We start from the raw sequence: 13952 nt of genomic DNA on the forward strand, positions 1-13952 counted from the left end.
TTCACGCTTCACCTAACCCAATTGACCATGAATCGCCAACTTCAATTCGGATTTCGGCGCAGCATTGACGCGCAGTTGCAAACGGAAGCCACGGAATGCGGACTAGCCTGTATAAGCATGATCGCAACGTTTCATGGGTACGACACGGATTTGCCGACGTTGCGGCGGCGCTTTTCGCCGTCGCTCAAAGGGCTTACCTTGGTCGATCTGCTTAAGATCGGCGCAGCGCTTGATCTGGCCGGGCGTGCTGTTCGACTTGAACCGGAAGAGCTTCACATGCTGCGCCTGCCGTGCGTCCTGCATTGGGATTTCCGGCATTTCGTTGTGCTCGAACGCGTTGGCCGCGATTACGTGATGCTGGTTGATCCTGCACTCGGCGCGCGGCGCATGTCCCTCAAGGAATTGTCGCTGCATTTCAGTGGCATGGCCCTTGAACTGGTGCCGACACCGGCATTTCAGCCGCGCCGGGAGCGACAGGAAATTGGCTTGCGTTCCATGATGGGACGCGCAAGCGGTGTCGGTCGCGGATTGCTCAAAATCTTTCTGCTCGCGCTCGCACTCGAGGTTTTCACCATCGTCGCGCCGTTCTATCCAGAATGGGTAACGGACCAAGCGATTACGACCGGCGACCGGCATTTGCTTGTCGTTTTGGCACTCGGCTTTGGATTGGTGATGGTGATCCACGTAGCCACGGAAGCGATGCGCTCGTGGGCCGTTACGACATTCAGCACGCTCGTCAATGTGCAGTGGTTAGCAAACGTGTTCCGCCATCTACTCCATCTGCCGCTCGACTATTTCGGTAAGCGCCACATCGGCGATATCGTTTCGCGGTTCGACAGCGTGAACACGATCCAGCAAGCACTAACGGTCGGCTTTGTCGAATCTGTACTTGACGGCCTCATGTCGATTGGCACGATCATTATCATGGTCGTCTACAACGCCCGACTATCGATTATCAGCGTGGTTGCTGTGCTGCTCTATGCCATTCTGCGAGCGTGCATTTATGGCGCACTCAGAATGTCAAACCAGAAGCAGATTGTTTTTGCGGCGCGCGGGAAAAGCATGCTGATGGAATCGGTCAGAGGCATCCAGAGTGTGCGTCTGTTCGGCAAGGCTGAGGATCGGCTTGCACGATGGCTAAACGTCGTCGTCAGTGAAAAGAACGCTGATTTGAGAACGCGCCGCCTGCAACTGATCGCGAGCACGGGCAACCGTTTCATTTTTGGGCTCGAAGCGATTCTAGTGACCTATTTCGGCGCGCTGGCAGTCATTGATCGTTCCTTGTCGCTCGGCATGCTGTTCGCTTTTTTGTCCTATCGCGGGCAGTTCACTGCCCGTTTCACAGCGCTGATCGACAAGCTATACGAGTTGAGAATCCTGAAACTACACGTGGCTCGGCTCGCGGATATCGTGCTTACGAAACGCGAACGCGAAGAGGTTAGGCGAGCGCCGGATAAGGATGAATTCGCGCCGACGCTTGAAGTCAAAAATCTGTCCTACAGCTATTCCAAGAATGGACCCAAGATCATCGACAACTTCGATCTGCGCGTAGAGGCAGGGGAAGCAGTCGCGATTGTCGGGCCTTCGGGTCAGGGCAAAACGACGCTGCTTAAACTGCTGGCGGGTTTATCGATCCCGCACTCCGGAGAAATCGTCGCGGGCGGTATGTCGATTCGACAAATGGGTCTCGCGAACTATCGTTCGTTGATCGGTGTGGTTATGCAGGAGGACCGGCTGTTTGCCGGATCGATTGCCGAAAATATCAGCTTCTTCGATCCGTCGCCTGATTTCGCTTGGATTAGCGAATGCGCAGAAATGGCATCCGTACATGCGGATATCCGGGCGATGCCGATGGGTTATTACACCTACATCGGTGATATGGGTTCGGCACTGTCTGCGGGGCAGCGGCAACGCGTGATGCTCGCACGTGCGCTTTACCGTCGTCCGAAAATTCTGCTGCTCGATGAAGCAACGAGCCATCTAGACGTCAAAAACGAGCGTGCCGTGAACGCGGCCATGCGCAAGCTGAATATCACGCGGATCATTGTGGCGCACCGGCCCGAAACCATCGCATCCGCGGATCGTGTCATCGAGCTTGGGCGCGCGCGGGAAACGGCATGACGAAAATTCACTTGCTGCGCTCGCCTGTCGGTCGTCTTGCCTTCACGCTTACCGGTATCGCGCTCGCGGCTATACTGCTTGCCACTCCTCTTACTCAGGCACAAATTGATCCTTTTTCGACGCGTGCCGGGCTCGAAGACGTGTCGCCCGAACTGAACCGGATGGCGCGCGATGCTGGTGCCTGCAACCCGACGAGTTTGCAATCGCCTGTTTCCATATACGAAGCGGTCAGCCGGGCTTTGTGCAGTGATCCGACCGTGCGCGAAAGCTGGGCCAATATGCTTTTGAACGCGGCTCAGGTCGGAGTCGCAAAGGCTGCTTGGTTGCCGACGCTCGACGCAGACGGAACCCGCTCGCACACGACCGAAACGCAAACCATATCAGGTCCAACGCTTCCCGACGAGATTGGCCGCGCGTCGGATCGCTACGCCGAGTTGAAGCTGTCATGGGTGCTATTCGATTTCGGAAGGCGGGATGCCAATCTCGCCTACTACAAGGGCCTTCTTGAGCTTTCCAAGGCTGCGCATACCGATGCACTACAGACCGTGTTCGAACAGGCTGCGGGGGCCTTCTATGCGGTCTGGGCCGCAGAAAGCACGCTCAATGCGGCGATCAAGGCCGAAGCCAACGGGCGGCGAAGCTATGAGATTGCCCAGCACAAACATGTTGCCGGTGCGGGCACGCTCAACGATGAACTACAGGCCAAAGCGGCATGGCAGGAAGCGATTTATACGCGGGTTAATGCAGCCGGTACGCTGAAAGCGGCGCAAGGTACCTTGTGCCTGCGGATGGGAATTCCGGTCGAAACTGAGGTCAGGATAGACGTTGACTCAGGCGCACAGCCGGACGTGAATTTCACGTCTTCAATTTCCGATCTGCTCGCGCTTGCGGAATCCGTCAATCCGAAGCTGCGAGAAGCCCAAGCGCAAATCCAAGCTGACGAAGCGAACGCAAAACTTGCACTGCGGCAGGAAATGCCGACGATTTCCCTGTCCGGCTCGCTGAGCAACGATAAATCACTGGGCGCATTTCCGCGCGACACGCGTACAGGTAGCAAATATGTCGGAATTCAAATCAGCATCCCGATATTTGCTGGCTTCGGCGAAGAGTACCATCGGCAGGCATCCGAAGCGCAGGTGAATATCGACCGCGCGAACCTGCATAAAGCCGAACTGGAAGTTGCTTCGGCAGTTTGGCGAAATTATCAGGACGTGATAACGAAGACGGCAAACGTACAGGTTGCGGCGTCCACTCAGGAAAGCGCACAGGAGGCATACGATGTTGCCAGCAAACGTTATAGCGCAGGTGTCGGGCCGCTGCTCGACGTGCTGAATGCTCAGAATACACTTGCGACCGCACAACGTCAGGTAGTCCAATCGCAGGCCGACTGGCGCGTTTCGCGGCTGGTGCTCGCGTTTTCAATTGGTACGCTTGACGGTGAACGTTGGGCACCGCACGCCGAAGCTCCTTGACGGCGGTCCGAAACACATCGTGCCGCTGCTTCGTGCGTCCAAGGTCTGCGCGCCGGCCATCGTCTACCGAGCCGTCAAAGGGGGGGACGAGCCATAAAAAAAGCCGCCGTTCCGAAATGGCGGAATTTCTATTTCTGCTGTAAGCGGTGCGGCTCAGTGCAGTGAACACTCACGAATTTCCAGCCGCCCATCGTCTGTTTCCAATGGTCCGCTATGCGTCTAAAGAAGCGAGGCGCAGAGCCGCAACAATCAACTGCTCATGCTTTGGAGATAGTCGCCCCAATCCTGCATCATTTTCTGCCTTTCAGGAAGAAACTCAGCTTTGTTATACGCTCGGCTCACCCGGTTCTTCTCGACGTGGGCCAACTGTCGTTCAACCGCAAGTGGAGCAAATCCCTGTTCGTGCGCCCATGTGCTAAACGTACCGCGTGCACCGTGCGCCCTGAATAGCCGTTCGTCATTGAATCCGGCGCGGATCAGCGCTGCATTGATCGTGGTAGGCGACATGGGGCGCGATTTGTCTTTGACGTTTGGGAATAGGTAGTCGTCAGCGATTGTAGCTCCAGTGATTTTCTGAATTTCTTTCAGAATTTCAATTGCCTGAGTACTCAGTGGCACGACGTGTGGATGCCTCATCTTCATGCGCTCGCCGGGAATGGCCCATATCGCAGATTTCAGGTCTATCTCCTTCCACGTCGCGCCCCGCAATTCGATAGTTCGCACCGAGGTCAGCAACAGCAGATGCATTGCCAAACGTGTAAGCGCTGTTCCCACGACCGACAATGAATCCAGCAAGCATTTGAGTTCATCGGCCTCCAGCGCCCGATTGTGGCGCGTAGGAGGAAGCGTCACCACGTCCGACGCTTTGAGCGCCGCAACAGGATTTGCGTCGGCCCGCCCTCTGATAATGGCCCGCCTGAATATCGCGTCAAGGTGCTGACGCAGACGCACTGCAATATGAGGAGCACCCCCGGGCTTGCGTTCATCACCTGAAAGGGTCTTGCGTTTTGCAATTGATTGCAGCAGATCGTAGACGTGAGCCACTTTGATATCACGTACTGGCATCTTCCCGAGTGGCGAATCTTTCACATAGCGCGAGAGAAAGCGTATTGCCTGCCCGCAGTAGTACTCGCTCCACCTGTCACGGTTGTCTTCAATCCAGTCCTCGCAGATGGCCCAAAAGGTGTTCTTGTTGTGTGTGATCGTCTGTAGTTGCAACTGCTGCTCATAGGCCTTGGGGTGGATGCCGGACGCCACGAGCTTGGCCGCATCGTTGCGACGTTGGCGGGCGTCGTTTATCGACAGGTCAGGGAATCGCCCAAGGGTATAGCTGCAGTCCTTGCCATCCAGCCGGTAGTCAAATTTCCAAACCTTCGAACCCGAGACCGATACCCGCAGATACATGGAGTCGCGGTCACGGATCTTATAGGGCTTGTCTTGCGGTTTGGCGTTCAGCAGTAGCGGGTAGGTTAGCTTCACGGAGCTCTCCTCGACGGACAACTACCATGAATTTTACCCGCAATTTACCCGCAAAACTGTCGGAAGCATGTGGATCACCCTGGATCAAACCGGATAGATCCCCATAAACCGGAAGCGCAACCGCGGCGAACGTATAAAGTTTCAACCATTCGCTGTAACCACCTACCAGAAAGCCTCCCGAGCGTTCTATGTACTGCTGGCGGGACGTTTCATAAACCTCCCGAAGTGCAAACCACGGCACATGCGGCAAGTCGTGATGAACCAGATGGTAGTTGTTGTTCAGGAACAGCAGCCGCCAGAACCACCCCGCTTCGTTGATGACAGTGCGATGCTCGTGAGCATGTGCCACGCGATGTTCCTGAAACGAGCGGATCGAACCTAACGACAACGATCCATATCCCGCGCCGACGATAAACGCCCAGGCAGGGACTCCGCAGACACGTTGAAGCCATATCGTCAGCGCTGCCAATGCAACCAGATGCGCGACCCACATCGGCACATGACGCAAATCGCCGCGTTTGATAGTGCGGAGTTCATCGACACCCGTTGCCGCTATGGAAAAAGCCGGCCCAACTATCAGTCGGCCGACAAACGTATTGCGGAAGGTCAGCAGCGCGCGAATCGCCAGACCCGCACGTTGCCACACGCGCTGACTGACGAAGTAGCTTTCGGGATCGCGCTCAGGAAGCGTCAGATGCGGATCGTCGTGATGCTGAAGATGCGAATCACGATAGACGCTGTATGGAAACCACACCGCGAGCGGCGCGAATCCTAATAGCGCGTTGAAGAACGGCGAACGCGTCGGATGGCCGTGCAGCAATTCATGTTGAAGAGACATGTACCACGCACTCAGCAACGCTAGCAGTGCAACGGTCAGCGGCAGGCCGAGCATGCGCGCATGCGTCGCCACACCGAACCATCCACCGTAGATCGTGGCGATCAGCAGCCACGTCGGCCATTGCGTGCGCCATGTCCAGCTTGCAGCCTGTTGGGCGAGTGCTTTACGTTGCGTGTCGTCGAGGTAAATCGCCATCGGCTGGATCGGTCGGAATGCAGGTTTAGACCGATCCTACGGACCAATTCACGCGACTAGAACCATTTTGTTCAGCAATGCATCTGCAAATACGTGCAAAAGCGCGGGGCCATATCGCCGGCCCTTGCGCAGCGCCCGGCCGCTATCACCCGGCGCGCAGGGATCCTCGCGGATCCTGTTCGGGCAATCGGTAAAAGACGCTTATTTATCGTCCGCCACGTGGCAAGCGTGATCGAGCAAACCTTCCGCGGAGCCGCTGCCGTTGTCGGCATCGAGACTGCTATTCACGACGAGCCAGCCGTCTTTCTCCGCAGATGGCCCCGCACCCGTCACGAGAATGGTTTGCATGGCCATCGCTGCAGCGTCTTTGTTATCACGCGCGACGATGAGAAACGGATTGCTCGCCTGAGTGAGTGAGGTGACGCGCATGATCCGGTAGCGCTGGCCGTCGAGTGTGTCCCAGCGCCACTCGCCAGGCGTGTCCTTCGCGTGACGCGCCAAGGCGTCGCTCACCTTGCTTTGCATGCAATCGATATGGATATGCAACTGGTTTTGCGTACGGCGGAATTGCGAGTTGATCTCGAGGCCGAGTTGATTGTCGGGCAAGGAGCGCTTGACCGACTTCTCGACGTACAGCCGCGACACCCACGCATCGTCCCAGTAGTCCGGTGCATTCGGCGCAAGCACGAACGGGCTTTCTATGCCGGTGACGCGGTCGGTCGGAATCAGCAGATGCTGTGAGCGGCCGACAATATCCTTCAGGATCGCATAGCGTTTGTCGAGATCGACGACCGTGCATTGGCCCGGCGTGCCGGTGGCCTGTTGCGACGGCACGCAGCGCATATCGACGATTTTCCAGAGCGCGTTCGAGTCGACTGCAGCAAGGCGCGCGCAGGAGGCGACGGTGAAGACGACCGCCAACGCGGCGGCGGTGCGCAGAATAGTGTGGCGAAGGCGGGTGGGTTTGGGCACGGTCATCGGCATGCGGATCGGCATTTTTTTACTGGAGTGTTCAGCGACATCTTCAATGGCATCTTCAACGGCACCTTCGACGGCATTTTCAGAACCGTCAGAGCGCTGGCGCCGGCAGCACGCCGAGCAATTGCTCGAAGGCGACGCCGATCGCCAGCAGCCGTCGGTCCTCGCCGAGCGGACCATCCAGTTCCAGGCCGACCGGCAGGCCGCCGGCAGTCATCCCCGCCGCCAGCGATAAGCCCGGAATGCCGGCCGTGCTGGCCGGGTCGGTATTGCGCAGGAACGCGTCCATCGTATCGATTGGCGCGGCGCCATCGATCGATACTGTCGACGAGCCGTTCAGGTCGTCGATCGGCACCGCGGCGAGGCGCGTGGTCGGGAACAGCAGCGCATCGAGACGCTCATCCGCGAAAGTCGCGGCGACATACTGCTGCAAGCGCGGCCGCCATTGCTTCAGCGCTGCGTCGTAATGAGCACCGAGTACGTCGGCGAGCACGCCGTCGTAGATCGCGCGCACGTCAGGGCTCGCGATGCGGGCTGCCAATTCTTTGACTGTCTTTACCGGCGCGTTATTGGCGACGAGCCAGGCGAGCACGTCTTCGCGCGGCTCGTGGATCGCGATCGGTCCGCCGACATGGCCGTTCAAGATCTCCAGTTCGCTCATCGCTACAGGCACGAAGATGACGCCCTCTGCTTCGAGGCGGCGCAAGGCGGCGCGCGCGACGTCTTCCACCTGCTTTTCGAGCCCTTCCCAGAGCGGCTCGGGCAGGCCGATGCGCAAACCGTTCAGCGTGAGTGTGGTCAGCGCCCCCGCTCCGGTGATCACGCCGTCGAGCAACGCGATGTCGGCAACCGTGCGCGCCATCGGCCCCACCGTATCGCGCGTATGGCTGATCGGCACGACGGCATCCGGATCGTGATAGCGCCGTTCGGCACCACCGTTACCCACCGACGGACGAAACCCCGCGATGCCGGTCAACGCAGCCGGAATGCGCGTCGAGCCACCGGTGTCGGTGCCGAGACCCGCGGGCACGATGCGCGCGGCGATCGCGGAGGCGGTGCCGCCCGACGAGCCGCCAGGAATCAGCGTGGGGTCGTACGGATTGCGCACCGGTCCGGCGTGCGTGGCGAAGTTGGTGCTGGTGATGCCGAACGCGAGTTCGTGCATGTTGGCTTTGCCGAGGATGATCGCGCCGGCATCGAGAAGCCGTTGCACCGAAGGCGCGTTCGTCGTCGGCACGAAGCCTTCCAACGCGGGCGTGCCCGCCGAGGTCTGCAAACCGGCCGTGTTGATGTTGTCCTTCACGACGATGGGCAAACCGGCGAGCGGCAATTGCGCTTTTGCTTCGGGCGGCAAGGCATCGATGCGCTGCGCGGCGGCCAGCGCGCCGTCGAGATCGAGCGTGGTGAGCGCATTCAGGCTCGAGAGCGACGCCGCGCGCGCCAGCAGCGTGGCCATATAGTCGGCGGCTTTGAGGCGCCCGGACTGGATCGCGGCGACCGCTTCGGTTGCGGTTAGGGCCAACTGTTGATCGACGGTCCATGTCATCGCAGGCGTCTCCTTTAACTGAGGTGTCGCCTATTCTGGCACAGCCGCTTAAAAATCGACGCCCGGTGGCGCAAGGTGGTGCGCGTTTGCCGGCTCGCAGGCCGGACGGCCTTCTATATGGTTCTGCACGCGAGACCCGCGCGACCGCCTTGACGCTATCTGATGAGTCTGCCGGCGTGCTATTGCCGGCTGTCGATCCACATGCGTCCCCAGCGGAACGCGTAGGCGAGTGCGTGCTCTTCGTCGAAGAAATAATCGAGTGCGTCGAACGAGTAAGCCTGGCCTTGACTTGCAGACGTTTTTTCGATGGTCAGGTTGGCGGCGAACAGGCCGTTGGGCAGCCGTTGCGCAGCCGGTGCGACTTCGTAGCCCTTGTAGCGGATATTTGAATTCATGATCGTGGCAGTGAGTGTGCCCGCGTGTATTGCTAAGGAGCCGGCGCGCGGGACGCAACCCTGTGCGTCAGGCAACCGGTGGTGAGCGGGCAGGATCAAGCGTAGGCCGCGCCGCGCAGCGGGTGAACCAATCTTTCGTCGTAAGCAAATCAGCGAGGTTCGGGAACGGTCTTCAGGAGGCCGGATCGGACCATAGTCGCAGCGTTCGAACACACTATCCGGCGTTGTGGGAGAGCGGTCTGTTGTGTGGCGCACGGTTTGGACCAGCGGAAACACGAGCGCGTTCGAGCGCGCTCGGCGTGACTTGTCAGCCTTAAAAGTATCGTCGGAGGATGCTGCGGTTAGCGGGGAGAGGAGGCAAGCGCACGCATGCGTCGAATGGTTCGTCGAGGCAGTGGGATGGCCGCCGGCTCAACGCAAACGCAAGTGCGTCGGGGACCCCACAAGCGTGGGTCCTCGACGTCGTACGCAAAGGGGTTAAACCGCGTGCAGCAATCTGGCGGGTTGCGCTTCCTTGACTGCATTGCCGAGCGGCGCGGCCGTCGGCGTGCGATGCGCGTTGAACGCCAGGGCGAATTGCGCGGCCTGCTGGCCGACTGTGGCGAGCTGATCGACGACCTTGGCGTCGGAACAGGTGTCGACGGTGTCGAAGCGTGTTTCCAGCGTGTTGATCCCGGCGCCGAACGGCGTTGGCCAGCCGCGCAACGCGTGGACGATCGAGCGCAGCGACGTCAGCACCGAGCCGGCCGCCTGCCAGCCATAAGCGGTGACGATACAGCCGACCGCACGGCCATCCAGATACGGGCGTTCATCGGCGCGTAGTTCTTCGAGCGTGTCGAGTGCGTTCTTGACGAGGCCGGAGACGCCGCCGTGATACCCGGGCGTCGCGATGATCAGCGCGTCCGCATGGCGCACGGCTTCGATCAGCTCGAGCTGTTCGGCGGTGCGTTGAGGGTTTTCCGGAGCGTAGTGGGGCAGGCTATGCAGGAAGGTGCCGCCGAACAGGCGGGTATTGGCGCCTGCGGCTTCCGCGCCACGCAGCGCAAAGCCGAGCGCGCGCTCGGTCGACGACGCCGCGCGTGTCGTGCCGCCGATGCCGATCACGAGCGGCCGGCGATGAGGGTCGAAACTGGTCAACGAAATGCTCCTTCGGTAGCGGCTCACGGGACGCTGGCGCGGGGCTGCGCGTAGACGACCCGGGGCGAACCGGACTTTGAAGTGTCATCTTAATGACCGCCGCGAGCCGGGCGAAGCGACTTTTTGTTCTAACGATATAACCGCGCGGGGTTATCGGCGGCTCAGTGGGCCGTTTGACGGATGTATCGCAACCGATACGCCGCCCTGTGCAATGCAGTTGAGGCGGCCCCCGATAAGCATATGGCGAACCATTGTTTGGGGGCGCGATGACACGCGGCTATGATCGAGTCGTCTCCTCCATGACATCTCCTTGACATGGGACTCGGCCTCGCTACGTAAGTGGCGAGGCCTTTTTTTCGTCTGGACTTTCAGCGGCGCCCGCGCGTGCCGCTTCACGATAAAGCCGTTTTTTGCATGCTACGATGGTCCGCAACGCGAATCACGGCGAGGTCGAACAAGCAATGGCAACCCTGTATGACACGCTTGGTGTGCACGCGCACGCCACGGACGAAGAAATCAAGCGGGCTTATCGCAAGGCCGCGATGAAATGGCATCCGGATCGCAACAACGGCGCCGAGGAAGTTGCGCGCGCTACTTTCCAGGAAATCAAGGACGCGTATGCGATTCTCTCCGACGCCGCGCAGCGCAAGGTGTATGACGCAGTCTATGCCGAGCAGATGCGTGGCTGGGAAGCGCAGCGTGCCCGCCAGCAAAAAGCGCAGGCCGAACGTGAAGCGGCGGTACGTGCCGCGGACGAAGCGGCCTACGCCGAGATGGTGTCGCTCGCCATGCGTTTCGCCGACGATGGCCACAATCGCGACGTGCTGTTCGGTGTGCTGCTAGGACGTCGATGCGAGGCGCAGCGGGCCGCGCAGATCGCCGACAGCGTGTCTGCCTTGCAGGCGGCGCGGCGCGAGGCAGAGAAGGTGGCGGCTGCCGCCGAAGCGGCAGCAAAGGCGGTGGACGTACCCGACGTTTCAGCGAAAGCGGAGGCAACGACGGTGAACGACGATGCCGCCAATCGTGACGCCTCAGGTAAGCCCGCCAACTCGGGCAAGCGCGAAGAAAATGCCAGCGACGCCCATCCGGCCGGCGTACTGGGTGGACTCTGGTTTCAGTTCCTGAACGGCTTGCGGTTTTGAACAGACGGTTCTGGCCGAAAGACCCCACACGTAGGCCGAATTGATATAGAGCGCGGCCTTCGGCATCGGTCTATCCGCTTCTAGAATCAATGACATGTCCGTGACATGTGTCATTGTCGCCGACTCCACTTCCCCCCGCGAATGACCCGCTTCGCTTGACCTCCACGTTGCAGATTCCGAGAGGCACGACGGCCATGGTTACTTTTATTTTTGTCGTTGCGATGGCGGCGTTTATCCCGTACGTCGCGGCGCCTGGCATTGCGAACGGCGTCAAGTCGATCAGCGCGCAGCCTGCGGCGATGTTGTTCGAAACTTCACCGGCTGCGTCGGACGGCGCAAGCGACGCCGCGAATCGAATCGTGTCCGAACACCGCGACAGCGGCGCTTCCGTATGAGGAGACGCCGCCGCGAAAAATTGTCGGCTTAATGAAAGATTCGACTTTGCGCTGCTAAACTTTGTCGCCAATGCAGCGCGCGATATCCGTGGATCGAGCGCCCTGATACAAATTCTTGTGGCGCAACAATTTACGTCATCGTAGTGTCACGGGGACGCAAGACTAGGCCGGCATAATTGCGCATAGAGAGAGATAAAAAAACTCGGGGTGAGCGTGACCAAAAAATACAAGGTGCTGTTTCTCTGTCGCGAGAATTCAGCACGCAGCATCATTGCCGAAGCTTTACTGCGCGAACTGGCTGGACACCGGTTCGAAGCGTTCAGCGCGGGGCCGGAGCCGGCCGCGCGTGTTCACCCTATTGCGATCGCGCAATTGCGGCCCGGTATATCGGACCTCGGCGTGCTCTGCCCGAAAAGCTGGCTGGAATTCACCGGTGAATGGGCGCCGCGGATGGACCTCGTCATTGCCATGGACGCGTGCGTCGCCGGGCATCATGCGCCGCGCTTTCCGGGAGACCCTGCGTTGTGTAGCTGGAACTTCGCCGATCCGCTTGCCGATGGCATGCTCGAGCCGGAGCGCGTCCGTTCGTTTGAAAAGGTCTTCTGGCAGATAGTCCGCCAGCTCAGCACGTTTATCGAATTGCCGCAGTACGCGGCGGCGCCGGCTTGTACCGGCGACGCGTCGTGTGCATCGCTGAACGGCGCAACGAATCCCGCCATTCAGTGCAACGTGTGAACGGCCCCGGCGCGTCAGCCAGTACGGGGTGATGCCTCGGGGTTATGCCTTTGCTCTGGCGGTGTGGCGATCAGACGGCTTAGCGGTTGTTCGGGCGCGCAAGCGGACTTCCCGCGAATGGGTCGTTTAGCCAATCCACCTGTTTTTTCGGCTGCGGGGCGGGTGCCGGCGTGGCCGATAATTCGAAGTGGTCGATTGATTGACCAGCGCTAATTGCCTGTTTAAGCCATTGGGGCATTTCACCCTGGCCGTCCCAGCTATCTCCCGTTGCGCTGCGGTAGCGTTCAGCTTTTTGGCCCTTCGGTTCGGCCGCCAGCACGGCGGCGAGGTCTTCTGGTTTGATACCAAACTCTTCCATGCGGTGGCGGAGATACGCAATCATGCTATCTCGCTTCCTTTCGTCCATAAGATATTCGTCCTTCTAAAGCGTCCGGCGTTCTGTCAGTTACAGATTGCAAGGGGAAGCCGCGAAAGCATCGAGCCCATGTATATGGGGTCCGCTCGCGGTCAGGTTATTGATCGAAGGAAATTCCAGTGGCTGCGTCAAAGAACGTCGCCCCATACATTGCGGTACAGCATATGTCCAACAAGGCCGGCTATAAGGCTGACTGTGCCAATCAGTGAATATTCAAGCGCTCCGCCGCGCGGCAGGTACGGCTGGGTAAGCCCTACGGCCGCAATGGAAAAAACGGTGATGACAATGCAATGATTGCGAACAGTCGGCCTCAAGTCCACGCTCCGTCTCTCGCCGGTGCCTCGCGCGGGGCCGATTTTTGTGCGTTATGCCAGCATCATAACGCACTGTTCGGGTAACGCACGCGCCTGCCGGCCTGATTTTGTTACTGCATGCAGCCGATTGAGCGGCGGCGGGTGCCACTAAGGCCGCCCGCACCGCCGGGATTGAAATCCTGAGTGGCCGAGCTATAACGAAACAGCGGAGCAACAATCTGCGTTTCCAGCCTGGTGGCGACCGTTTCCGGCTAGCCGTGCGCGCACGCCCGACATCGGTTTCAGGTCTGGCAACTATTTACTCATTTAGTTCGGTGACTCGCCGCAGCAGTCCCGCATAGGCATTCGCCCGTTTGTCAGTTCGGCAGTGAGTTAGTTCGATTTCATGACACGACGTTTTTTCGCGGATCAATTCTTTTTTGAAGGGGATAAGCGCTGCTGCGCCGGATTCGAGGAGTCTGGACATGAAACTACGTTTATTGATGGCGCTGGCTAGCGCCGCTCTGTTTCTGGCGCCGAGCACAGCCGGCGCACTGGATGGCCAGCAGGGCCAGGCCGTATCGGGCCAGGCGCTCATGCAGAACGCAAACGAATCAGCGCAAGCCACCACCGACATGTCGTACGGTGACACTGTGCGGACCGTGATGCCGGCCGGGCAGGCGGTGCAGAACGTCTCCTATGGCGGAGTGGCTGCAGGCGCGACGGAAGTGGGAGGCCGACAGGAGCGGCCGTGCGCTTCCGGGCCGCAATGCAGGATCTATTTTGGCCAGTAGCAGGCCGGCAGTTCAGG

The 13952-nt window shown here is 59.6% G+C and carries 13 protein-coding genes; 6 read left to right on the forward strand and 7 right to left on the reverse strand.

Annotated elements, in window-relative coordinates:
• Positions 1-27: 27 nt before the first annotated feature.
• Together KHO30_RS09620 and KHO30_RS09625 are read left to right on the forward strand one after the other, a co-directional pair.
• Positions 28-2121 carry a peptidase domain-containing ABC transporter gene (locus tag KHO30_RS09620; RefSeq protein WP_172309138.1) on the forward strand — a complete coding sequence of 698 codons (2094 nt, stop codon included), beginning with the start codon at positions 28-30 and terminating at the stop codon, positions 2119-2121.
• A complete protein-coding gene (locus tag KHO30_RS09625; RefSeq protein WP_211700704.1) occupies positions 2118-3593 on the forward strand; it encodes a TolC family protein in 1476 nt (491 codons plus the stop codon). Before KHO30_RS09620 ends, KHO30_RS09625 begins: the two co-directional genes overlap by 4 nt.
• Before the next feature lie 249 nt (positions 3594-3842).
• Here the strand turns inward: KHO30_RS09625 and KHO30_RS09630 are convergent, their stop codons facing one another.
• From KHO30_RS09630 to KHO30_RS09655, 6 genes are all read right to left on the reverse strand, one after another.
• The gene (locus KHO30_RS09630; protein ID WP_211700705.1) at positions 3843-5072 is read right to left on the reverse strand and encodes a tyrosine-type recombinase/integrase; all 1230 of its coding nucleotides are present in this window, start codon (positions 5070-5072) and stop codon (positions 3843-3845) included.
• Positions 5017-6105, reverse strand: coding sequence for a fatty acid desaturase (locus KHO30_RS09635; protein ID WP_211700706.1), 1089 nt, complete (start codon positions 6103-6105; stop codon positions 5017-5019). The genes KHO30_RS09630 and KHO30_RS09635 overlap by 56 nt, the downstream gene beginning before the upstream one ends.
• Positions 6106-6306: 201 nt before the next feature.
• Complete coding sequence (locus KHO30_RS09640) at positions 6307-7083, reverse strand: CDP-diacylglycerol diphosphatase (RefSeq protein WP_372341858.1); 777 nt, start codon at positions 7081-7083, stop codon at positions 6307-6309.
• 91 nt (positions 7084-7174) lie between these two features.
• A complete protein-coding gene (gene iaaH, locus KHO30_RS09645; RefSeq protein WP_211700707.1) occupies positions 7175-8629 on the reverse strand; it encodes an indoleacetamide hydrolase in 1455 nt (484 codons plus the stop codon).
• 179 nt (positions 8630-8808) lie between these two features.
• Positions 8809-9024 (reverse strand): transcriptional regulator, encoded by a 216-nt coding sequence (locus tag KHO30_RS09650; protein WP_093636067.1) that lies wholly within the window; start codon positions 9022-9024, stop codon positions 8809-8811.
• A 477-nt stretch (positions 9025-9501) separates the two neighbouring features.
• Positions 9502-10161, reverse strand: coding sequence for an NADPH-dependent FMN reductase (locus KHO30_RS09655; protein WP_200623009.1), 660 nt, complete (start codon positions 10159-10161; stop codon positions 9502-9504).
• Positions 10162-10622: 461 nt separating this feature from the next.
• Between KHO30_RS09655 and KHO30_RS09660 the strand changes: the two genes are divergently transcribed.
• The 3 genes from KHO30_RS09660 to KHO30_RS09670 all read left to right on the forward strand — a co-directional run bounded on the left by KHO30_RS09660 (position 10623) and on the right by KHO30_RS09670 (position 12433).
• Positions 10623-11303 (forward strand): J domain-containing protein, encoded by a 681-nt coding sequence (locus tag KHO30_RS09660; RefSeq protein ID WP_211700708.1) that lies wholly within the window; start codon positions 10623-10625, stop codon positions 11301-11303.
• Between the two features lie 194 nt (positions 11304-11497).
• On the forward strand, positions 11498-11698 hold the full coding sequence (locus KHO30_RS09665; RefSeq protein ID WP_093636175.1) for a hypothetical protein: 201 nt from the start codon (positions 11498-11500) through the stop codon (positions 11696-11698).
• A 213-nt stretch (positions 11699-11911) separates the two neighbouring features.
• Positions 11912-12433 carry an arsenate reductase/protein-tyrosine-phosphatase family protein gene (locus KHO30_RS09670; RefSeq protein ID WP_200623013.1) on the forward strand — a complete coding sequence of 174 codons (522 nt, stop codon included), beginning with the start codon at positions 11912-11914 and terminating at the stop codon, positions 12431-12433.
• A gap of 79 nt (positions 12434-12512) precedes the next feature.
• Here KHO30_RS09670 and KHO30_RS09675 read toward each other — a convergent pair whose 3' ends face one another.
• Positions 12513-12839: an H-NS histone family protein gene (locus KHO30_RS09675; protein ID WP_093636065.1), complete on the reverse strand. Its 327-nt coding sequence runs from the start codon at positions 12837-12839 to the stop codon at positions 12513-12515.
• A gap of 787 nt (positions 12840-13626) precedes the next feature.
• Between KHO30_RS09675 and KHO30_RS09680 the strand changes: the two genes are divergently transcribed.
• The gene (locus KHO30_RS09680) at positions 13627-13935 is read left to right on the forward strand and encodes a hypothetical protein (RefSeq protein WP_211700709.1); all 309 of its coding nucleotides are present in this window, start codon (positions 13627-13629) and stop codon (positions 13933-13935) included.
• The last annotated feature ends 17 nt before the right edge of the window (positions 13936-13952 follow it).

This window comes from Paraburkholderia aspalathi (assembly GCF_905220735.1).
Lineage (GTDB): Bacteria > Pseudomonadota > Gammaproteobacteria > Burkholderiales > Burkholderiaceae > Paraburkholderia > Paraburkholderia aspalathi.

What these genes read in the sequence shown, in the direction of transcription:
- KHO30_RS09620 (WP_172309138.1), top strand. Translation starts at nt 28, where the DNA reads ATGAATCGCCAACTTCAATTCGGATTTCGGCGCAGCATTGACGCGCAG.
- KHO30_RS09625 (WP_211700704.1), top strand. Translation starts at nt 2,118, where the DNA reads ATGACGAAAATTCACTTGCTGCGCTCGCCTGTCGGTCGTCTTGCCTTC.
- KHO30_RS09635 (WP_211700706.1), bottom strand. Translation starts at nt 6,105, where the DNA reads ATGGCGATTTACCTCGACGACACGCAACGTAAAGCACTCGCCCAACAG.
- KHO30_RS09640 (WP_372341858.1), bottom strand. Translation starts at nt 7,083, where the DNA reads ATGACCGTGCCCAAACCCACCCGCCTTCGCCACACTATTCTGCGCACC.
- iaaH (WP_211700707.1), bottom strand. Translation starts at nt 8,629, where the DNA reads ATGACATGGACCGTCGATCAACAGTTGGCCCTAACCGCAACCGAAGCG.
- KHO30_RS09650 (WP_093636067.1), bottom strand. Translation starts at nt 9,024, where the DNA reads ATGAATTCAAATATCCGCTACAAGGGCTACGAAGTCGCACCGGCTGCG.
- KHO30_RS09660 (WP_211700708.1), top strand. Translation starts at nt 10,623, where the DNA reads ATGGCAACCCTGTATGACACGCTTGGTGTGCACGCGCACGCCACGGAC.
- KHO30_RS09665 (WP_093636175.1), top strand. Translation starts at nt 11,498, where the DNA reads ATGGTTACTTTTATTTTTGTCGTTGCGATGGCGGCGTTTATCCCGTAC.
- KHO30_RS09675 (WP_093636065.1), bottom strand. Translation starts at nt 12,839, where the DNA reads ATGGACGAAAGGAAGCGAGATAGCATGATTGCGTATCTCCGCCACCGC.
- KHO30_RS09680 (WP_211700709.1), top strand. Translation starts at nt 13,627, where the DNA reads ATGAAACTACGTTTATTGATGGCGCTGGCTAGCGCCGCTCTGTTTCTG.